Origin of the sequence: Salinarchaeum sp. Harcht-Bsk1, from assembly GCF_000403645.1 — an archaeon.
Classification (GTDB): domain Archaea; phylum Halobacteriota; class Halobacteria; order Halobacteriales; family Salinarchaeaceae; genus Salinarchaeum.
In genome coordinates this window covers 1055823-1077167 of sequence record NC_021313.1, presented here as the reverse complement: position 1 = coordinate 1077167, position 21345 = coordinate 1055823, and the positions used below count along the sequence as shown (strand labels likewise).

The 21345-nt window shown below is 68.0% G+C and carries 15 protein-coding genes; 6 read left to right on the top strand and 9 right to left on the bottom strand.

Annotation, left to right across the window (positions count from 1 at the left end; genetic code table 11):
* The first annotated feature begins 34 nt into the window (after positions 1 to 34).
* Positions 35 to 844 carry a hypothetical protein gene (locus tag L593_RS05045; protein WP_049894313.1) on the top strand — a complete coding sequence of 270 codons (810 nt, stop codon included), beginning with the start codon at positions 35 to 37 and terminating at the stop codon, positions 842 to 844.
* Positions 844 to 2022, top strand: a complete 1179-nt coding sequence (locus L593_RS05040) for an inorganic phosphate transporter (RefSeq protein WP_020445862.1) — start codon at positions 844 to 846, stop codon at positions 2020 to 2022. Before L593_RS05045 ends, L593_RS05040 begins: the two co-directional genes overlap by 1 nt.
* Positions 2023 to 2083: 61 nt before the next feature.
* Here L593_RS05040 and L593_RS05035 read toward each other — a convergent pair whose 3' ends face one another.
* From L593_RS05035 to L593_RS05025, 3 genes are all read right to left on the bottom strand, one after another.
* Positions 2084 to 3610, bottom strand: a complete 1527-nt coding sequence (locus L593_RS05035) for a flippase (protein ID WP_020445861.1) — start codon at positions 3608 to 3610, stop codon at positions 2084 to 2086.
* A 181-nt stretch (positions 3611 to 3791) separates the two neighbouring features.
* On the bottom strand, positions 3792 to 5222 hold the full coding sequence (locus tag L593_RS05030) for a right-handed parallel beta-helix repeat-containing protein (protein ID WP_020445860.1): 1431 nt from the start codon (positions 5220 to 5222) through the stop codon (positions 3792 to 3794).
* Positions 5219 to 7195 carry an asparagine synthase-related protein gene (locus tag L593_RS05025; RefSeq protein ID WP_020445859.1) on the bottom strand — a complete coding sequence of 659 codons (1977 nt, stop codon included), beginning with the start codon at positions 7193 to 7195 and terminating at the stop codon, positions 5219 to 5221. Before L593_RS05025 ends, L593_RS05030 begins: the two co-directional genes overlap by 4 nt.
* 595 nt (positions 7196 to 7790) lie before the next feature.
* On the opposite strand from L593_RS05025, the gene L593_RS05020 reads away from it, so the two are divergent.
* Complete coding sequence (locus L593_RS05020; protein WP_020445858.1) at positions 7791 to 10502, top strand: right-handed parallel beta-helix repeat-containing protein; 2712 nt, start codon at positions 7791 to 7793, stop codon at positions 10500 to 10502.
* A gap of 160 nt (positions 10503 to 10662) precedes the next feature.
* Here the strand turns inward: L593_RS05020 and L593_RS05015 are convergent, their stop codons facing one another.
* The 4 genes from L593_RS05015 to L593_RS05000 form a co-directional block, all read right to left on the bottom strand.
* Positions 10663 to 12294, bottom strand: coding sequence for an alkaline phosphatase family protein (locus L593_RS05015; RefSeq protein WP_020445857.1), 1632 nt, complete (start codon positions 12292 to 12294; stop codon positions 10663 to 10665).
* Between the two features lie 190 nt (positions 12295 to 12484).
* Entirely contained in the window at positions 12485 to 13429 is a 945-nt protein-coding gene (locus L593_RS05010) for a hypothetical protein (protein WP_081638756.1), read from the bottom strand.
* 64 nt (positions 13430 to 13493) lie between these two features.
* Positions 13494 to 14702 (bottom strand): DNA primase small subunit PriS, encoded by a 1209-nt coding sequence (gene priS, locus L593_RS05005; protein ID WP_020445855.1) that lies wholly within the window; start codon positions 14700 to 14702, stop codon positions 13494 to 13496.
* Between the two features lie 199 nt (positions 14703 to 14901).
* A complete protein-coding gene (locus L593_RS05000; RefSeq protein WP_020445854.1) occupies positions 14902 to 15375 on the bottom strand; it encodes a GNAT family N-acetyltransferase in 474 nt (157 codons plus the stop codon).
* A gap of 145 nt (positions 15376 to 15520) precedes the next feature.
* Between L593_RS05000 and L593_RS04995 the strand changes: the two genes are divergently transcribed.
* The gene (locus L593_RS04995; protein WP_020445853.1) at positions 15521 to 16942 is read left to right on the top strand and encodes a RimK/LysX family protein; all 1422 of its coding nucleotides are present in this window, start codon (positions 15521 to 15523) and stop codon (positions 16940 to 16942) included.
* Positions 16943 to 16994: 52 nt separating this feature from the next.
* Here L593_RS04995 and L593_RS04990 read toward each other — a convergent pair whose 3' ends face one another.
* Positions 16995 to 17567, bottom strand: a complete 573-nt coding sequence (locus tag L593_RS04990) for a DNA-3-methyladenine glycosylase (RefSeq protein ID WP_020445852.1) — start codon at positions 17565 to 17567, stop codon at positions 16995 to 16997.
* 112 nt (positions 17568 to 17679) lie between these two features.
* On the opposite strand from L593_RS04990, the gene L593_RS04985 reads away from it, so the two are divergent.
* On the top strand, positions 17680 to 18714 hold the full coding sequence (locus L593_RS04985; protein ID WP_020445851.1) for a beta-ribofuranosylaminobenzene 5'-phosphate synthase family protein: 1035 nt from the start codon (positions 17680 to 17682) through the stop codon (positions 18712 to 18714).
* Between the two features lie 60 nt (positions 18715 to 18774).
* Positions 18775 to 19146: a methylglyoxal synthase gene (locus L593_RS04980; protein ID WP_020445850.1), complete on the top strand. Its 372-nt coding sequence runs from the start codon at positions 18775 to 18777 to the stop codon at positions 19144 to 19146.
* Positions 19147 to 19276: 130 nt separating this feature from the next.
* Here L593_RS04980 and L593_RS04975 read toward each other — a convergent pair whose 3' ends face one another.
* Complete coding sequence (locus L593_RS04975) at positions 19277 to 21193, bottom strand: cation:proton antiporter (RefSeq protein ID WP_049893866.1); 1917 nt, start codon at positions 21191 to 21193, stop codon at positions 19277 to 19279.
* Positions 21194 to 21345 lie beyond the last annotated feature (152 nt).

Genomic DNA, 21345 nt, shown 5'->3' with positions numbered 1-21345 from the left:
CCAGCAGTATCTGCGACGATCACGGGTGGGCAGCGTGAACCCTAATCGCGTCGACTCGATCGTCGATCTCGTATACGGTCTCCTGATCGCAATCTCGGTGGGGCTGATCCTCGTCGCCGGAACCTCCGTCGGAGTGGCGTTCGGATTCGGCGTCTTGCTCTCCTACGTGATCCACGTCGGCTGGAAGATGGCCAGGTTCGACCCGGACTGGATGACCACGGCAGTCAAGGAGACCGTCGAGGAGACGGTCGAGGAGACGGTCGAGGAGACGGTCGATAAAACGGTGGACGAGAAGGTCGGCGAAACGGTGGAAGAGACCGTCAGTGAAACCGTCGAAGAGACCGTCGACCAGACGGTCAGTCAGTCGGTCGAGGAAACCGTCGAGGCGAAAGTGGGCGAGTCGGTCGAACCGACGGTCGACGATACGGTCGGCGAGACCGTCGAGGAGACGGTCGACAAAACGGTGGACGAGAAGGTCGGCGAAACGGTGGAAGAGACCGTCAGTGAAACCGTCGAAGAGACCGTCGAACAGACGGTCAGCGATACGGTGGAGGAGACGGTCGAGGAAACCGTCGAGGAGGCGGTCGAAGCGAAGGTCGGCGAGACGGTCAGTGACACGGTCGAACAGACGGTCAGCGACACGGTGGAGGAGACTGTCGAGGAAACCGTCGAGCAGACGGTGAACGATACCGTCGAGGAGACGGTCAGTGATACGGTCGAAGAGACCGTCGAGGAGAAGTTGGAGGGTGAACTGCAGTCCCAGGCTGGCGACGAGCAGCGGGACGACGAGGGCGAGTCCGACGCACAAGACGACGAGGACGCTGCCGGGAACGAGAGCGACTGATGGTCGGGATCCTCCTCGTCGTCGGCGTCGTCGTCGCCATGTTCGTCGCGTACAACATCGGCGGCTCGACGACCGGCCCGGCGTTCGGGCCGGCCGTCGGCGCCGACGCGATATCGAAAACGACGGCTGCAGCGCTGATGGGCGTCTTCTTCTTCATCGGCGCCTGGACGCTCGGCCGGAACGTCGTGACGAAGCTCGGCTCGGAACTCGTCGTCGATCCCGGGGTCTTCACGCTCGAAACGTCGATCGCGGTGCTGTTTTTCATCGGCGTCGCGCTCCTCATGGGCAACCTTTTCGGCGTCCCGGCCTCGACGTCGATGACTGCCGTCGGGGCGATCGCAGGGCTGGCACTGGCCGGTGGCGTCCTGGACGTCGCCGTCATGGGCGAGATCCTCACGTGGTGGATCGTCTCGCCGGTCATCGGCTTCTGGGTATCGTTGATCATCGGCCGGTACTTCTACGCACGACTCAACCGCATGGTGGCAATCGAACGAAGTTCGGGCCCGCTCATCGAGGTCGATCGCTCCGGCGCCGTTCCGCTCCCGAAGCTCCACCGGACGACGAACCGTCGCGAACTGATCGGGACGGTGACGGTCGTCGCGATCGGCTGCCTGATGGCCTTCAGCTCCGGTACGTCCAACATCGCCAACGCCGTCGCGCCGCTGGTCGGCAGCGGTGAAGTGGCGATGAATCCGGCGATAATCGTCGGGGGCATCGCCGTCACGATCGGCGCGTTCACGATCGCCAGGCGGACCCTGGAGACGATGGGAAGCGACATTACGGAACTCCCGTTGACGGCTGCAATCGTCGTCGCCTCCGTTAGTTCGACGCTCGTGATCTTCCTCTCGGCGCTGGGCATTCCCGCGAGTTTCGTCATCATCGCGACGATGTCGATCGTCGGGCTCGGCTGGGGACGTGCGACCCGACCGGTGACCGTCCCCGAAGCCGTTTCGGGCGGGGAATCCCCACCGGTGACTGTCGACGCGTTGGCCGCCGACGAAGCGGGCGAAGAGTTGCCCCCGATCGGCGAGGAGGACGTCGAGGACATCCCCAGTCCGGGGAGCCTGTTCAACCCGGCGACGACGGCTCGGGTCGTCCTGATGCAGAATATCGTGCCGGCGATCGCGACGGTTGGGTCGTATCTCACCTTCCGGTTCGTGCCGCTGTTCGGGCTGTAACCGGCCCTCGTGACTGGCGGTGTCAGCGGTCACTGATCCCCGCCGGCCCTGCACTACCGATTCACTCCTCGGGCGGGATGAACCGCCGCACCAGTGGAATCTCGACGCCGGTCGTCTGCTCGAGGAACTCCAGCACGATCTCGTCCTCGGGCTGGAGGCAACCGGTCAGTGCGACCACGGCGATGCTCAGGAGGCCGACGGCGACGAGCCACGGGAGCAGCGTCACGATCGAGAGGGAGACGTACTGGGAGACGACGTAGGCGGGCGGGAGGAGCGTCAGCGGGAGGACCAGGAACGTTCGAACGGACCAGCGGGAGAAGGGAGTAATCCCGTACTTCCGCCAGAGGATCGCGCAGGCGGTTGCGTTGAGGATGCCGTAGGCGATCGCGCTCGCGACGGCCGCGCCCACGAGGCCGTACTCGGGAATGAGCCAGAGATTGAGCACGACGTTGATGCCAAAGGCAGCGCCGTTCACGACCAGCAGGTAGGAGGTGACGCCGAGCGCGGAGATCGTCTCGCGGTTGCGGCCGCCGACGGCGTTCGTGAAAAAGCCTACCGAGAGGATCGCGAGTGCGATCGGCGCCTCGGAGTACGCGCTACCGAAGAAGATCTCGACGACGTCGCCGCCGAACAACACGAACGTCAGCAGGGCCGGGAACGTGACGAGGTAGATCCACTTTGTCGTCGTCTCGTAGATCGAATCGATCTCGTCGTGCTCGTCGTCGGCGTCGAGCCGGGAGGCCAGCGGGAGGTAGAGGAAGCCGAAGGAGGAGATCACGATGATCAGTCCGTTCGCGATCGGGTACGCCGCGGCGTATTGCCCGACCTCGTAGGTGGTGCGGAAGTAGGAGAGCATCAGGGTGTCTGTCCGCGTCAGCAGGACCGTCAGGACGCCGGAGATCACGATCGGGAGTGAGAACCGCCCGATCTCCTTCACGTGCGTTCGGACCTCACCGCGCAGGGCGGTGAGCCGGTGGAGGAGGACGAGCGAGACCGCGAAGGACAGCACCGCGGCGACGAGGTAGGCGTAGCCGGCCGCGAGGACGTTGAACCCGGCAAACAGGAGGGCGACCAGGAGGACGATGCGCGTCAGCGGGTAGGTGAGGTCCTGCGCGTAGATGCGGTAGATGGCGTTGTTGTGCCCGCGGATCGCGGCAACGGTGATCTTCATCCCGACGACGAAGGGAAGCGCGAGCACGAACAGCGCGAGCATCGCCGGCGAGTCCGCGCGAGCGAGCAGCGTCTCGGTCAGCCACTCGACGGAGAGCAACAGGACTGCAGTGAGCACGAGCGCGACAGCGCCGGTCACGAGAATGCCGCTGACCCAGACGCCCCGTCGGTCCACCTCGTCGTCGAACCGGGAGATGTACCGCGGGACGCCCTGGGAGAAGCCGACGAGCGCGCCAGTGGTCGCGAAGGCCAGCAGCGCCAGCCCGACGGACACCTCGCCGTAGGCCTCTGGCGAAAGCACTCGGCCGATGAGCACGCGCTCACCGAGCGTCGTGAACGAGCCGACGAGCTTCCCGACGGTGACGAGCCCAGCGCCCGTGAGCAGGGTCGTGAGGTGTTTCTCTCGCGCGGTGGTCACGCGTCGAGTTCACTCCGGACTCGCACCGATCGACACTCGGCGACGCTCATGCAGTCCGACCTCGCCGGCAAATACGCATTGTAATAGTCGGGCTACCGTCGGTAGGACGGTCGTACCGCTCCGAGAACGTGGCGTTTCCACTCGCGATCCGGCAGGACGCCGATCCATGCGTCGTGATCGCTCAGAACCGGTTGTTCCGTTGCCGGAGCTCGGACTCTTCGAGGACGACCGGTTCGCCAGTCACCTCGATGTTCGAGTCGCGGAGGACCGAGTCGGTCGTCCGGACGAGGTAGACGCCGTTCCGGTCCGGTCCCGACTGTTCGATGTCGAAGGCGTTCAGCCGGCAGTCGTGGCGGTCGGAGATCTGGACGGCCGACCCCTGGCCGGCCTCCCCCGTCACCTGGACGCGTTCGAACTCGATCTCTGCATCGGGCTGCTCGTGGTTGGGTGACTTGACGTGAATCGCCGGGATGCCGTCGACCGACGAGTCGATCTCGAGGTCACGAATCGTCGCCGACTCCATCTGCTGCTCGATGACGAGTCCGCCGTCCGAGTAGGTGAGATCACGCATGACGATCCGACAGTTCTCGACGAGCACGGATTCACCGTGCCGGAGCCGGATGCCTCGCATGTTGCGGAAGCCCTGTGGTGCCTCGTCGCACCGGACCTCGACGTTGCGGATGGTCGCTGGACTGCTGACGCGGACGCTCGCGATCCCGTTGTTCGCGAACAGACCGCCGCTGACTTCGATCGGGCCGTTCGACGGCGAGGCGTAGAGGCCGTTGCCCGGGAACCCCTCGACGTGACAGTCTTCGAATCGGAGACGTCCACGGTTGGCAGGTCCCACGAGGACGCCGACGCCGTCGGGGTTGCCGCCGTTCTCGGGGATATCGAGGGTCTCCACGATCTCCATGCCGTCGGGCATCGTCAGGTTGCTGACGACGCCCGAGCCCTGGGGAGTCGTCACGTCGAACCGCGCCGTGCCACTGGTCCCCTCGACCGTGACGTTCCGGACGGTGATGCCGTCGTCGACCTGTGCCTGGAGCGGTCGCGGGGCGGTGTTGGCAGCGGTGAAGTCGAAGTCGATGCCCTCGAACAGGACGTCGGATGCGCCGCTGTCCTGGAGACCGAAGATGAACAGGTAGCCGAAGTAGTCGCGCGGAGGACGGATCGTCGCCTCGTCGCCGACGAGTCCAAGGTGTTCGAAGGAGGGGAGCAACCACCGTCCGTCCATCAGGTACTCACCTGGTGGGAAGAACAACAGCGTGTCGCTGCTTGCGTTCGCTTCCAGCACCGGGATGATAGACTCCTCGCCGTCGGGGTTTGCGCCAGCGTCCGCGACGACGTCCACGACGGTGTCGTACTCGTCCGCGTACGGAATCGACTCGGGGCCGTCGTCTGCATCGTCGTCCGCCGACGGCGGAGCATCCGGGCTCGGCTCCGTCCCCCCGTCGTCGCCGTCTCCTTCGGAACAGCCGGCGATCGCGGTCGCCGCGCCCGCTGCACCGATTCTGAGCAGGTCGCGCCGGCCCATGCGTTGCCAGGGAGCGTCGTCGCGACCCCGATGGGCGAACGAATCACTCGTGGTGTCGTCGCTGTCGTCGTCGGTCATCGTTCGGCCCGGGCCGATCGGGGCCCGGGTGTGGGTTGCTCGTCGGCGGGGTCGGCGTCGGGCATCCGATCGCCGTCGGACGTGGTCGAATGGCCCCCTGCTCCCTCGGCGCCAGCCCCCTGCACGCTCGTCGCTGGGGTAGCGGCCGCCTCGGGGGGTGACTCACTCTCCGCGTCGGTCACCACGGCTCGGGCGAGCGCGGTGACCGTCGAGAGGTACTGGAACTGGATCCTGGAGTGTGCCTCCGGCGATTCGAGGACGCCGGCCGTCGCAGCGGCGGAGAGTCCGGCGCGGTCCAGCCAGGGGAGGTCGCCACGGATCGCCTCGGTAGCGAGCCCCGGTGTAGCGCCGTCGCCCGTGACGAGGTCGACGACCCGACCGCGGATCGCCGGATAGCGCTCCAGCGCGTCGTAGACGAACTGCTTCGCGCGGTACCGCCGCGTGGAGATCGGTGCGCCGTAGTTGGGGTAGGGCAGGTCGACGAGCCCCGGATCGAACCGTTCGAGGATCGCCGCCACGAGCCCGCGGTAGGCCTTCTGGTCGTCCGGACAGTTCATCGCGTACTCGAACACGGGGAGCGCGTAGAACGGCGAGACGCTCCAGGCGTAGTACCGGTTGCGGTCCTCTCCCTGAACGAGGAAGTTGACGCCTCGCTCTCGCACGAGGAAGTGGACGTACCGGCGTGCGAGATCGGACTCCGGGTAGCTCCCGATCCGCTGGGCGACCGACGCGCGAATCGCGTCGGCGTCGACGTTCGCGACGTCCGCGGCCGTTTCCAGCGACAGTCGGCTGTTGGCGGCGATCGCGTGGTCGACGAGTTCGGACTCGGAGCCGGGCGTCGTCGCTGGCTCGAGGTCGACCAGCACTTTGTCGCCACCGTCACCGGTGACGTAGGTCGCCGTGCCGTGGCGGTTCCGGAGCTGTTCGAAGAAGTCGAGGATGAACGCCATTCCGAGGTAGTTCGTCCCCTGTTTCGTCTCGAGGAGGGTCCGTCTGCGTTCGGGGGAGGACTCGACGTCGTAGACGCGCCAGTCGAGGCCGAGGCGCTTCGCGACCGCGCCGGCAGCCCCGACCTCCGCGTCGCTGCCGCCGCCCCGCTGGAAGGTTGTTGCCGTCGCCGGCAGGTCGCTCGCGTCGTACGCGGCGGCGGCGATCCGAGAATCGAGTCCACCGCTGAGCGAGACGACGGTCGGTCGATCCGGGGACGCGCGACGCTGGCAGGCCGTCGCGATGCGGTCGGCCAGTTCGTCCGCGTTGGTCTCGACGTCCCTGTCGTCGTTGGTGCAGTCGTCGAAGTCGTGTTCGTAGAGGGATTCGATCCGCGGACCGGCGTCCGCGGTGGATTCGCAGGCCGAATCGGTCGCGTCGCCGAATCGAACCAGCGAGCCCGGTGGCACGGTCCGGACCTCGGCGAACGGCGTGCGATTGCCGAGGGGATAGCCGAAGGACAGTAGCTGTGCGAGGGCGAGCCGATCGAGTTCGAGCGGGTCGTCCCGCCCGCTCGCCAACGCGCGGACGAATCCGAGTTCGCGGGAACACACCGTCGCGCCGCCGATCGTCGCGGTGTAGGCGGGGAGGCGGCCGAAGGGGTCGTTGAGCATTGCGACGGCGTCGCCGTCGGCGACGGCGAGCAGGTAGTCGCCGTCCCGCGCGCCGACCCACGCGCGAAGCCCCTCGAGGTCGTCGTCGGCGATCATCGCAGCCACGCGTTCGAGGTGCGCATCCGGATCCTCGACGTCGTAGAGTTCCCCCTCCAGGAACGCGGTTCCGTGCTCGGTTTCGGCCCGCCGGATCGGATAGCCGTCGTACTCGGTGCTGCCGACGGCGACGCCGTCTCCCTCCAGATCGATCGTCGTTGCGTAGTGGTCGAGGACCGCCGTGGCGTCGAGTGCGTCCTCGAACGCGTGCTCGTCCCCACTGGAGTCGTCGCTCCCGCCGACCGCGTCGCCACACGCAACGCTGAGTCCTGGCATCGGTACCTGCCTTCAAGCAGAGTATCTCCTTTGTAACCCCGCGCGTATCCCCACGACAGGCAAATCGTACCGGGCGACGACGCCCCGGCGAATCGTGGGGCATGCCGGGATCTGGATGGCGTCTCTCCCCTAATACGCTCGTCGTACCTCCGGCATACACCCCACCACAGGGGGTACGCCCGTCCTACACGCACGTCTCCAGGAAGCGCAGACGCACCACCGAAACCACACGCCGCTAACGCCCGGTTCGTCAGAACTGCGGTCAGTGGCTCCCATCCCCGTCGTGGGCCGTCCTGCTATCGCCGTAGTATCGTCCTACTATCGATCTCGACGGCTCTGGGCGCGTGGCACTGGTGCTGCTGGTTCGAATGTAGGGCTTACTGGGAGGGCAGCCCCAGCCCCGAACCGACGGGTCATCGCGGTTCCGTTGCCGCAGGAAATCGCGGAATTAACTCGCTCTTACTGCCAAGTATGCCCGGCAGGTGGATAGCTGGTCACCGAGTGGTACGTACGAGGCTTCAAACGGCCCGTAAGGCGGCGTAGAGCGCCCGAGGTGGTCAGAACGGTTATTATACTAACTCCGTCCTACCCGGCCATGGCACACACGCCAGATCCGGATGGTGGGGACACACACGAACCTACTGCAGATAGCGGCGGCGCGGACGAGGAGAAGGCCGAGGATACTCGGCGTATCGACCTCGTTACTGACGGAACGACCGATCCGAACGACGGCACGGCCGATCCTGCGGAGAGGGGCACCAGCGACGTGGCCAACGACGACCCGTCGGCAGACCCCGCTGCTGGGTCGACGCTCGTCGACCGCCGCGACTACATGCGCGTCCTGGGTGGCGCCGCAGCGGCAGCGGCCGGACTCGGCGCGCTGACTGGCTCGGGCGCGGCGGCGGAGTACGAAACGATTACCGTCGATGCAGGCGGTTCCTACACCGCGAATCTCGGCAGTGGCGACACGCTCGAGAACGTCCTGATCGACGTGACTGCCGACGGCGCCGACGTCCACATCGGCGCCGACGGTGACGGCTGGGTGATCCGCAACGTGGGCATCCGCGGCGCCATCGACATCGGGGACGACAGCCCTGGCGGGGACGATCCGTCCTACGAGGGCGGCTACAACTCCGTGTTCACGGTCGACGCCAGTTCCGGTGGGAGCGGCCTCATCGAGAACGTCTATCTCGGCGACGGGATCGAGCCCGGCGTCGACAAGTCCGCCCTCATCACGGCGACGAACCACGACGGCCACATCGACGTACGGAACTTCAACTGCGGCGGCTTCTCGACGACTGCATTCTACGTCTCCGGCTTCGGCCGGGAGCGCACTGGTGGGACGATGACGATCGAGGATTCGTACTTCGCCAACTCCGCGGGCACGGCCCACATCCGCCCCGCAGGGAACGTCACGATCCGCAACTGTACGATCACGAACACGAACGAGGCCGTCTACATCCCGCGCACCTTCGGTGGGCTCGACCAGGCGATGACCGCTCGAGGAATCTGGACGAGCTACAGCGGCTCGACGACGCGCGTCGAGAACTGCGACATCGACGTTCGTGAGGAGAACACGTGCGACGCGCCCTGGGACTACGACGGTCCGTGTCAGGCCACGTCCGTCTGGGCCGGTGAGGCGCCGATCGACCTCGTCGACTCCGAGGTCCGTGGCACGGTCGGCGGCAACGTCAATCAGTCGAACGTCGGGTCCGCCCCCGATCTGTCCCTTCCGTCGGGCGTTCCCGACTCCGCCGAGGTGGCGGCCAGCGGAGGAACTGCCTCGGGATCGGACGACTCCACGTCTGGTGATTCGGGAAATGGGTCTGGGGGCTCGGCCGGTAACGTCATCGAGATCGCCGGCGGCAGCCCCACGAACGCGGTGACGTACACGTTCGAGGTCACCGAGACCGTCGAACTCGGCAGCCAGGCGAACGACGAGGACTCCGTCTCCGGTACGACGGCGGCCGGCGTCCTCGCTGGCGGCACTGATAGCTTCACCTACACTGGAGAGATCGCCGACTTCTCCGCGTCGGGCACGGTGTCCGTCCTGATCGACGGGTCGACCGTCGATCCCGCGACGCTCGCGAGCGACGGCGACTACCTCGACGACGACTCGACGGACGGCTCCGGCGACGAGACCACCGACTCGCAGACGCTCTCACGATCGATCACCGTCTCCGGTGGGATGCCGTCCGACGTCGTCGAGTACTCCTTTTCCGTCAGCGAAGCGGTCGCGCTCGGCGACCTCGCCAATAGCGAGGACGAGGTGTCGGGCACGGACGCGTCCGGAGTCCTGGCCGGCGGCAGCGACAGCTACTCGTTCGCTGGCGAGATCACGAGCTTCCAGGCGGACGGCGTGGTCGGCGTCCTCGTGGACGGCGAGACCGTCGATCCCGAGACGCTCGGCGACAGCACGGACGGCTCGACGAGCGAGCCGACGTCCGAGCCCACGGAGACCATTGCGCTCTCGGGCGGCAGCCCGTCGGATCCCGATAGCTACGCCTTCGCCGTGGACGAGGTCGTCGAGAAGGGTGAGGATGCTAACAGCGAGGACACCGTCTCCGGGACGACCGCCGACGGCGTCCTCGCCGGCGGTACCGACGACTACGTCTTCGCGAGCACCGTCACGTCCTTCGAGGCCACCGGCGACGTGGCGGTCACGATCAACGGCGAGGCGGTCGATCCGGCACAGCTCGGCGACGACGGCTCCAGCGGAACCGACGACGGGACCGACGACACCACCGAGGAACCACCGGAGCCGACGCGATCACTCGCCGTCTCCGGCGGCAGCCCCTCGAACAAGATCGACTACTCGCTGACGGTAACTGAGGTCGTCGAAGAGGGCTCGAACGCCAACAGCGAGGACTCCGCTTCCGGCACGAGCGCGAGCGGCGTGGTCGCCGGCGGCACCGACGACTACGCGTTCGCCGGCGAGCTGGTGAGCTTCGACGCGACCGGCGACGTCACGCTGACCGTCGACGGCGAGACGGTCGATCCGGCGAACTACAGCGATTCCACCGAGCAGACGTCGACCGATGAGCCGCCCGAACTCACCGAGACGCTGGTCGTCTCCGGCGGCACCTTCGCGAACGTCGTCGACTACTCGTTCACCGTCACCGAGGCGGTCGAGACCGGCGAGCAGGCCAACAGCGAGGACAGCGCCTCCGGCACGACCGCGAGCGGCGCACTCGCCGGCGGCAGCGACTCCTACGAGTTCGCCGGCGACCTCGTCAGCTTCGAGGCCGACGGCGACGTGACGCTCACGGTCAACGGCGAGACGGTCGATCCGGCCACGCTCGGCTGACCGCCCTCGCCGCGGTTTCAGTCGTTGCTCCAGTTCGTTCAGTTTTCAGCCTGGTTTGCAGTTCGGTTTTCAGCCCGGTTTGCAGTTCGGTTTTCAGCCCGTTTTTCCAGTTCGTCGCGCTGGGCCCATTCCGCGCCGTCGCTCCGGCAGCCCCTGCCAATTACTCCATGTAGCCCAGCCCCTTCAGGCGATCCTCGACGGCGCCCATGTCCTCCGCGACCGACGCCTCGGTGCCGTCGGCTGCGTACGCCGCCGTCTCCACCGGGGCCGTCGCCGGCTCGCTGCCCGGCTCGAACAGTTCGGTGAGCACGCGGCCGTCGACCCGATCAGGCACCGGTTCACCGAGGTCGTGGAGGAGCGTCGGCGCGAGGTCGTAGACGCTCGCGTCCTCCGGCGTCGCGCCGGCCCGGATCGAGGGACCCCAGGCGAGCACGATCCCGTCCATGCGGTGGCCGGCGGCCATGCGTCCCGCCTCCGAGAGGACGTCGGTGTCCTGCCAGCTGTTGACGACCTCGTAGCCGTCCCGCCCCTCGATCGCGATGTCGGGCGAGGCGTCGTCGGCCGGGAACGCCCCGTCGCCGTCGAGCACCTCGAGGACTGGCTCTCCGGTCGCCGGATCGGTGATACCACTGAGCACGTCGGCGACGGCGGCTCTGACGTCGGGGACGTCGGCCGGAGCGACGACGCCGGACTCGAAGCGCTCGGTGTCGTTGATGTAGACGTTGCCCGGGCCGTGAGCGAACGCCTGGGTCTGCTCGAAGTCGACGTCGTAGAGCACGTTGTTCCCCGGGATGCGCTCCGCGACGGAGTCGACCACCGACCGAGGCAGGTGGGAGAGGAGCGTCTGCTGGTCGACGCCGACCCGATCGAGCGCGCCGAGCACTCGCTCGCGGGTTACCCCGAACCGCTCAAGGGCACCACGCCCACCGGAGCCCTCGCGTCCGGTGAGGAAGCCGGCGTCCGCGAGCGCCCGGTTCGGCGCGACGGTGGTCTCGACGGGGCCGAAGCCGTGGTCGGAGACGACGTAGAGCGTCGCGTCGTTCGCCTCGGCGGCGGCGATCGCCTCTCCGACGATCTCGTCGAGGTAGCGATAGTGTTCGAGGAGCACGGCCTCGTCCCAGACGAGGTGCTGGAGACGGTCCGGCGCAGTGTAGACGAAGAAGAACAGCCGCCAGGGCTCCCGCTCCAACAGGTGGTGCATGAGCCGTCGCCTGTTCTCGACGAGGGACTGGAGGTCGGCCCGGAACTCCGGCGTGTCGCCCTCGTAGTCCTCCCAGTACAGCCCGATCTCGTAGTCGGGGATCTCGGATCGGATCTCCGCCGCCAGCGAGTCCGGCGCGGTGAACCCCTCGTCCTCGAGATCGGGCGTCATCAACCCCGCGACCATCGCGCCGTCGATCGATCTCGCCGGATAGGTCATCGGGACGTTGCCGACGACCGCCGGCGAGAGCACGTCCCAGAGGAAGGGTCCGGCGACGTCGTTGGCGGTGTACATCCGGTGGCTATAGGACGGGGAGAGGTCGCGCCAGCCGTAGATGCCGTGTTTGTCCGGGCCGACACCTGTCGCGATCGAGGGCCAGGCAAGCGGCGTCGTCGCGGGCGTCGTGCTCTCCAGCGGCCCGGCGGCGCCCTCCTCGATCAACCGGGCGACGTTCGGCAGGTCGCCGTCGGCCGCCCACTCGCTGAGGAGGTCCCAGGGAACGCCGTCCAGTCCGAGCACGAAGGCCCGCTCGGCACCGCCCGCTCCGTCGTCACCGCCGGTCAGGTCGGCCCGCTCCGCGTCCGCTGTCATCGGGACGATCCTCCCCCACTGGCGGCGACGGTAGTGACTGCGCTCGTGGTGATTGCACGCATCGGGTGATCTCGTCCCGGGATGGTCGGGAACCGGCTATTGTTATGCTGCGATTAGCCCCGTCGTCGGTGCTGTAGCCGGGACGTGTGAGTGGCTCCTCTGGCACCGGACCGATGGCCTGGTCGGTCGCCTACTCCACCTTCGTCGCGGCGTCCTTCTCGACCAGCGGCATCGCGTTCTCCTCGGGCAACGTGACGACGTCGTCGGCGTGGAGGTCGTAGGCCGTGCCGTCGATGCCGACGATCTCGCCGACCTCCGCGGTGATCCGCACCGTGACGCGATCCGGATCGCCCATCGCCGCTGCGGCGTCGGTCGTAAGGGCGCCGTCGCCGTCGCCGCTCGCGTCGCCGGCTCCCTCGGCCGCCGCGCTTCCCCCACTGCTCACCGCCGATCCGCCGCTGCTGCCCGCCGATCCCCCGCTGCTGCTCGCCGATCCCCCACTGCTGGCGCTACCCGCGCCGCCGTTTCCATCGTCCGGTGCGGTCGCTGCGAGCGCCTCCGCGGCGGGACGGTCCCCGTCGTCGCCGTCGGCGGTTCCGTCGCCGTCTGCGCCGTCAGCGGCTGTAGCACCGTCGCTCCCGTCACCGGAGGGCGGACTCGGCGGCGCGGGCGGGGCGTCCGCACCGTTTGCACCGCCGTCGGCCGCATCGAGAGCCGCCTCGGCGTCGCCCGGCGGCTCGACGGCGTCGTCCCCGGCGAGGACGTCGAGGACGGTGGACTGGTTGGCCTCGATCCGGTCGACGAGGTCGTCGAACAGCTCCGATTCCTCCGCGGTCAGGCCCTCCGTCTCCGCGCGGTAGCCCGCGGCGGCGAGGCTCGCGGTCTTGACGACCTTCCCCATCCGGCGCTCGTAGATCGACTCGGCGACCTCCTCGGCGGTCTCGATCTCGTCGGTGAGCTGGCGGACCTCCGCGTCGGCGAAGGGATCCTCCGCGCGGTCGGCCTGGCGTTCCCGTTCGGCGCGCAGGTCGCCGATGTACTGACCGACTTCGGAGTAGAACGAGTCCCGCAGGTGCTGGAGACTGTCCTTCTCTCGCTCGCGATCCTGGACGGCGCGTAGCTCGTCGAGATTCACGGTGGACACCTCCGCACGGGCGGGTCGCTCGGCAGCGGCGAGCACCGGCATCGCACGTTCCGGATCATTCTTTCTCCTTCTCCGCACGATCCCTGGTCATCAGGAAGATCGCGACTGGCTCTGGAAGCAGTTGTGTGCCGGGACCCACACTAAAGCTGTCGCCACCGACCTCCACGATGCCGAGCTGGTCGTCCTCGAACGGCGCGAGACCCGAGAGGTCCGTCACCTCGACGTGGATCTCGTTGCCCCGGAACGTCTCCGGGACGGCGTCGACCATCGGGTCGAAGTCGGCGAGATCCTCGCGGTCGATCCGCGTGACGGCGAGGCCGCTGCCGCCGTGGAGGCTCCCCGGCAGGCGGATGAGCCGGTGGGTGTCCGTGGTGACCGGTTCGTCGATCGGCGCGCTCTCCTCGGCGACGGTCTCCTCGACCAGCGCCTCGACGAGGCCCTTGAAGGAACCGTGGACGTCGACGTTGCCGGCCCGCACGGCACCGGCGTTCTCGGCGATGGCGTTGGCGATCGCCTCCGAACGGCCCGCGCCGATCCCCTCGAAGGACTGGAGGCGCTCCTTTGCCGTTGCTTCGTCCACGGCCTCGAGTTCCTCGACGAGATCGACGACCCGGCGGTGGACGCGCGCGCTCCAGCCGCCGCTGGTGTCGAGCGTGCGCTTGTCCGCCGGGGAGGTGCGCCCCGCCTCCCCGACGACGGTCTCGGTGTCGACGACGCGGTCGGCGGTGACGTCCACGCCGCGAACGTAGTCGACGATCTCGCGGCGCGCCTCCCGATCGAGCGTCCGGACGCCGTCGTCCCGGACATGTACGTGGTACCCGCGTCCGCCGGAGAAAGCGATCGTGAGGTCCTCGAAGCCGAAGTCGTCCTCGAGGAAGGAGAGGAGCTTGAACAGTGCGTCCTTGCACGCTTCCAGCATGTCCGCGTAGCTCGTGGTGTCTGGATCGACTCCTGGCAGGTGGTCGGCGTCGAGGTCGAAGACGAGGTCCGAGCCCCGCCAGCCCTTCGCCTCCATCGCGTTCGCGCCCGGATCGTGGTAGACGCCCGCCGAGAAGTAGACGTGGCGGGGCCGCTCGCGCTCGAGGAAGCTCTCGACCGCGCCGAGTTCCAGCAGCGACTGGTGACGCACCATCGTCGTCCCACCCGAGGACCACGGGATGTAGCCCCACTCGCGGCGCTCCGCGAGGGGCGGCATCGTCAGCTCCGCCCGTCGATAGTGGTCGCGAAAGCGCCCGCGAAGGTAGGCTCGGGTGCGCTCCTCCATCTCGCTTGCCCAGTATGCAAGACGGTCCTAAAACGCTGCCGACCCTCCACTACGCTGTAGGGATGAACTACGTTCTTGGCAGCTACCGGGCAGTCGCCTTCCGGTCGGTGCACCTAGCGCCTGCCCTGTGGGTTCGCCGTACAGCCAACTTCAGTTAGCACTCACGAACGCGCCAGCAGCGCTCGTCGCGAGAACTCGCTCACCGAAGCGCGTCGGTGATCTTGCTCGTCAGCCCGGTGTCCTCGCCGAGTTTCAGGTAATAGGCGTCCCCGCCGTCCTCGTAGTAGTTGTCGATGCGGCGGCGGATCTCGAAGCCGAGATTCTCGTAGAAGCCGAGTGCGCCCTCGTTCGAGGCGCGGGCGTGGCAGGTGATCGAATCGTGTTCCTCCGCGACGCGCGCGATCAGGCGTTCGCCGAACCCCTGGCCGCGGTACTCGGAGGCGATCGCGAGGAAGAGCACGTAGCCGTCGCGGCGGACGGCCGCGAACCCCACGACCTCTTCGTCCGCCAGCAGGACGTGCACGCGTGACCGTCGGTACGCGTCCGCGAAGAAGCCGCGTCGCTGTTTCAGCACGCCTTCCGAGCGGCGAATGCGCTCTTTGAGCTCCCAGGCCGCCTCGAGGTACTCGTCGCTCCCCGGGCCCACTGACCTGGTCTCGACGGTGACGCTCACTGTCGTTCTGTAGCGGAGTGGCGATTATAACTCCACCGGCAGTACGGCAGTTGCCGAACGTTCGACGCATTCTCGCGTGGTACCGTCGCCGTATCGGGTCCGGCCGATCGGCACGGTTTTCCCGGGCGCAATCGAGCACAGACGTATGAGCGGCGACGCTGCGGATTTGAGCGGCGATTCGGGGGACCAGACGACGGCGGTCGCGGCGACGGCAGCGGCAGCGGCCGACGAACCGGCACGCGTCGGCGTCCTGAGTCTCCACACGAGCAAGGAGACGAAGGCGATCTGCAACGCGATCGAGGCGCTCGGCCACGAGCCAGTCTGGCTGCGTGCGGAGAACCTCGCGGTCTCGATCGAGGACGGCGAGGTCGCGCTGGAGCCGGAGGTCGACGCGATCTGCAACCGTCTGCTCCTCTCGAACACCGAGGAGCCCGCGGAGGGGCTCGGCCTCGCGATGACGCTCAACCGGATCCGTCCGATGTGCAACGAGCCAGGTCCGGTCCTCGCCGCGCTTCACAAGTTCGCGACCGCCACGACGCTCGCGGACTGGAAAGTGCAGGTGCCCGACGCCCTGCTCGCGCTCTCGAACGAGCGCCTGAACCGCGAGCGCGATCGCTTCGGCGACGTCGGCGTCTACAAGACCGCGATCGGCACCCACGGCGGCGGGACGTGGAAGGTGAACCTCGACGAACCCGTCAACCCGATGGTCGGCCGCCGGATGGCGTTCCTCCAGGACCTCATCGAGCGCGACGACGAGGCCCACCGCGACGCGCGGGTCTACGTCGTCGACGACGAGATCGTCGGCGCGATGTACCGCTACGCGCCCGAGGGCGAGTGGCGCACGAACGTCGCGCTCGGCGGCGACGTTCAGGACGCGACCGAGGACCTCCCCGAGGAGGCCCGCGACACCGCGCTCTACGCCGCCGAGGTCATGGAACTGGACTACGCTGGCGTCGACCTGATTCAGGGCCACGACGGCTGGTTCGTCCTCGAGGTCAACCCCACGGCGGGCTTCAAGGGCCTCTTCGAGGCGACCGGCCACAGCCCCGCACCGTACATCGCGAAGCTGGGGATCGAGCGCGCCGGCGGCGAGGTCGACGAGGAGCGCGTCCAGGAACTCTCCAACACTCTCGACGACTCGCGACCGAGCTGTGCGCCACGGCCGGATCCCACCGCCGGGAACGCCCCTGCCCCGACGATTGGCTACACCGAGGAGGTCGTCGTCTCGGGCACCAGCGGCTCGACCACGACGCTCGCGAAGTCCGACACCGGCGCGACCAGATCGAGCATCGACACCGCACTCGCCGCCGAGATCGGAGCTGGCCCGATCAAGTCCATGACCCGGGTCAAGTCCGGAAGCGTCAAAGAGGGCAAGGCCCGTCCCGTCGTCGACCTCGTCGTCGGGATCGGGGGCACCCAGCACACCGTCACCGCGAGCGTCGAGGACCGCAGTCACATGAGCTACCCACTGCTGCTCGGCCGGGACATCCTCCAGCACTATCAGGTCGACGTCCGTCGTCGGGTCGATAAGGACGAGCCCGACGAACAGGAACTCGAAGAGGAGTAGCGATCCCTCGCTCGTTTTCGGGGGCCTGGAACCGAACTGCCAGACGGCCGATTCAGTCCACCGCGTTCCAGAGCAGCAGGCTCGCGTACGAGCGATGCGGCGCCCACGCCTCGGCGTGGTCGCGCATCTCCGCTCGCGTCAACTCGGGATCGACGACCTCACTCATTCCGGCTCGAATCCCGAGATCCTCGACGGGAAAGACGTCCTCGCGGCCCAGTCCAAACATGAGGAACATCTTCGCGGACCACGGCCCGACGCCAGCGATCTCGGTCAGTTCGTCGGCGACGGCGTCGTCGGGCATTCCCTCGAAGTAGGCGTGGTCGTAGCCGTGCTCCTCGAACGCCCTCGCGACGTTCCGTACGTACTCGACCTTGCTCCCGGAGAGCCCGGTCTCCCGGAGTGTCGATTCCTCGGCGGCGAGCACGCCGGCCGGCGTGATCTCGACGGCGTCGAACAGGCGTTCCTGGATGGCTGCCGCAGAATCGACAGACAGCTGCTGGTTCACGATCGAGACTATCGTCCGCTCGAAGAGGTCCTCGGCCGGTTCGATCGCCACCGGGCCGTGGGTCTCCCAGAGCGGTCCGAGGTGTGGATCCGATTCCAGGGTGTCACTCGGCGAAGGCACGCCGGGGAGTGAGCGGCCGAGCGCCCTGTGTCTGTCGGTGGGGAGCGGCCGTGCGACGGCTCCGTTGCCACCGTCGAAACGCCCATCCCCGCCAAACCCCCAACCAGATCCAATGCCAACGGTCAGCGCCGGCGCGCGTCTCCACGTCGGCTTCTGCAACCTCTCCCTGGCCCACGAGCGTCTTTACGGCGGCATCGGTGTGGCGCTCGACGAGCCCCGCGTCTCGGTCACGGCCGAGCCCGCCGACGCGATCAACGCCGAATCTGCCGACACCGGCGACCCCGACGACCTCGCGGCGGAGTACGCGGCCCTGGCCACCGAACTGCTCGACGTTCCCGGCGCGCACGTCACGGTCGAGGACCGGCTCCCGCGGCACGTCGGGCTCGGCAGCGGTACCCAGCTCGCGCTGACGATCTACGCGGCGATCGCGCGGGCCTACGACGAGCCGGTCGACGTCCGAGAGGCTGCGCCCGACCTCGGCCGCGGCGGCCGGAGTGGCGTCGGCGTCGCGGCCTTCCAGCGAGGCGGCTTCGTCGTCGACGGTGGCCACCCGACGGCGCGGTTCACGACTGAACGACCGCCCCGTGGCGAGTGGACCGTTCCGCCGATCGTCGCCCGCCACGAACTCCCCGAGGACTGGCGGTTCGTCCTCGCGATGCCCGCCGTCGCTGGCGAGGACGGCCAGACGGCCGAGTGCCAGGGAACCGAACCGAACCGCGGTCGGCACGGCGAGGACGAGGACGCCGCGATGCGCACCGTCGTCGAGCAGGCGACGCCGGCGGTCGCCGACCAGGTATCGGCGGTCCTCACCCGGAAGCTGCTCCCCGCCGCAGCGCAGGGCGACCGCGCCGCGTTCGGCGACGCCGTCGCCGAGATCGAGCGGTTGAACGGGAGCTGGTACGCCGACGCACAGGGCGGCGTGTTCCGGCCGCCAGCCGGTGCGATCGTCGAATCCATGCAGGCGAGCGACGCGATCGACGCGGCCGGACAGTCCTCCTGGGGCCCGACCGTCTACGGGCTGAGCAGCGCCGAGCACGCCGCGGCGGCCCGCGACGCCGCTGCCGCCGCCCTCGACGCGGCTGGCTGTGATGGCACCGTTCGCGTCGTGTCGCCGACCAACGAGGGCGCGACGGTCGGTGGCGCGTAGCCCGGAGACCTCGCCGCTCCCACGCGAAGGATTTTCTGCGGGCACGGCGACGGTTCGATCATGGCCCGTATCGCGCTCATCGCACACGACGAGGAGAAGCCCGCGATCATCGCCTTCGCCGAGCGCCACAGCGACGCCCTCGCCGAGTGCGAACTCGTCTGTACCGGGACGACCGGCAAGCGCATCCAGGAGGAGACCGGCCTCGACGTCGAGCGCAAGCAGTCCGGCCCGCTAGGCGGCGACCTCCAGATCGGCGCGGAGGTCGCCGACGACGAACTCGACGCCATCTGCTTCTTCCGTGATCCGCTGACCGCCCAGCCCCACGAACCCGACATCTCCGCCCTCCTGCGGATCTGCGACGTCCACGACACCCCTCTGGCGACGAACGACGCCTCTGCGGAGCTGCTGCTGGAAGGATTGCTGGATCTCTAGTCGTCGGGTGCAGGAGCGTACCGGGTGCGACCGAGCGGGTCCAACGCGGACGAGTGCAGAGCGGACGTGTACAGTACGAGCGGGTGTCGCAGGCCGGCGGTGCGACCGTCGGCGGCACGGCGCCCCTCGATCAGTCGTGCGGGTGGAGGATCTTCAGGGCCTGGCGCACGTCCTCGGTCCGACCGAGCACGGTGAGGTGATCGCCACACTCGATCTCGAAGTCGGGATCGGGAATCTCGTTCTCGTCACCACGGGAGACCAGTGCGAGGATGCAGCCGTTGGGTAGCTCCTCGTCGAGTTCGCGGATCGTTCGGCCCTCGAGGGACCGGTCCGTCACCTCGATCTCCTGGACGTCGCCTGCTCTGCCGAGTTCGTTCATCCAGTTCGAGAGCGCCGGCCGCTCGATCGAGTTGTCGATCGCCCACGCGGTGGCCATCGACGCGTCGACGGTCTCGACCTCGAGTTCGCGGAAGGCGTCGACGTTCTCGGGCTGGTTCACCCGCGTGATCACCGTCTCGACGTCGAACTTCGAACTCGCGAGCTGGGCGACGAGCAGGTTGGTGTCGTCGTCGCCCGTCGCGGCCACGAGGATCTTCGCGTTGCCCGCACCGGAAGCCTCGAGGAACTCGATGTCGGTACCGTCGCCCTGTCGGACGGTGTACCCGTCGGCCCGCAACTGGTCGATCTTTTCCTCGTCCTCCTCGAGGAGGACGATGTTCTCTCCACGTTCTTCGAGGCGTTCGGCGAGCGCGAGGCCCACGCGACCGCCTCCGATGATGAGTACGCGCATTGGAACCACGTTGAGTTTCTCCGCGATCTGTCTGGCGAGGCCAGCCTGGAAGACGACCGTCAGCAAGATTGCGAGGAAGACCGTCCCCGCGAGCACCTCTCCGCCGTAGACGTCCGTCGGCGCGACCGTCGGATCCTGCAACTGGATCGCGAACAGCGTCGCGACGCTCGCGGGGATGATCCCCCGCGGCCCGACGAAACTGATGAACAGGCGCTCCTGGAAGGTGAACCGGTCCCCGATCGTCGAGAGGAAGACGAGCAGCGGTCGGAGCACCAGCGTCACCACGAGCACGACGAGCAGCCCGGCGATCCCGATGTCGACGAGGACGTCGAACTCGATCAGCGCCGCGAGCGCGATGAAGACGAAGGAGAGCACGATCAGCGTAATGTCGCCCTTGAACTCCTCGATCTCCTCCTCGAAGGGAAGATCGAGGTTCCCGAGCAGGACCCCTGCCGCGGCGACGGCTGCGACGCCGGCCTCCGTGGATATCTGGTCGGCCGCCGCGAACGCGAGGACAGCTCCGGCGAGGGTCATCAGCCGGGCGCTCTGAGGCGTCCAGCCGGTGCCCACGTCGACGTGTTCGAGCAGGTACCAGATGACCAGCGCCGTCGCGATCCCCACGACCAGGCCGACGCTAAGGCGCTCGAGGAACTCGTAGAGGAAGTCTGTGGGGTAGGTCTCCTGGCTCGCGAGCAGCTCGAAGATGACGACCGCGAGGATCGCTGCGGTGACGTCGTTGACGATCCCCTCCGTCTCGAGGACGGCCGCCACGCGATCCCGGACCGGAACGACGGAGAGGATCGGCGTGATGACGGTGGGGCCGGTCGCGATGAGCAACGCGCCCACCGTCGCGGCGATCCCCCACCCCGGCTCGAGGAGGAACTGGACTGCCACGGTCGTCCCGACGAAGGAGATGGCGGCGCCGAGGGTGACCATTAGCAGCGCCGCGGACGGCGCCTCCCGGACCTTCTCGAGCTTCAGGTGGAAGGCGCCCTCGAAGACGATGATCGCGACGCTGACCCCGACGATCGTCCGGAGCGCGGGCTCGAGGTCGGCGAAGGTGACGAGGCCGATCACTTCCGGCCCCACGAGGATGCCCGCGATGATCAGGAACAGCACGCTCGGCACCTGGAACGCGTCCCCGAGCAGCTGTGCGGTGACGCCGAGCGCGAGGATGATCGCGACGAGGATGAGCGTGTTTCCGCCGCTCGCGGCGAGGGGCGTGGCGGCGATCGCGGACAGCACTGTTGGGATCACGTGCAGCGTGTGGGTCCTGCGACGGCGTTCCGAGCAGCCTGCGTCACGCTGCCCGCGATCACGGCTGGTGATACCATCGACAACCGACGGCTCGACGGCCGGCTACGTAAAACGCGGCGGTCGCGGCCAGGCGTGTGCGGTACTGGCTGCCG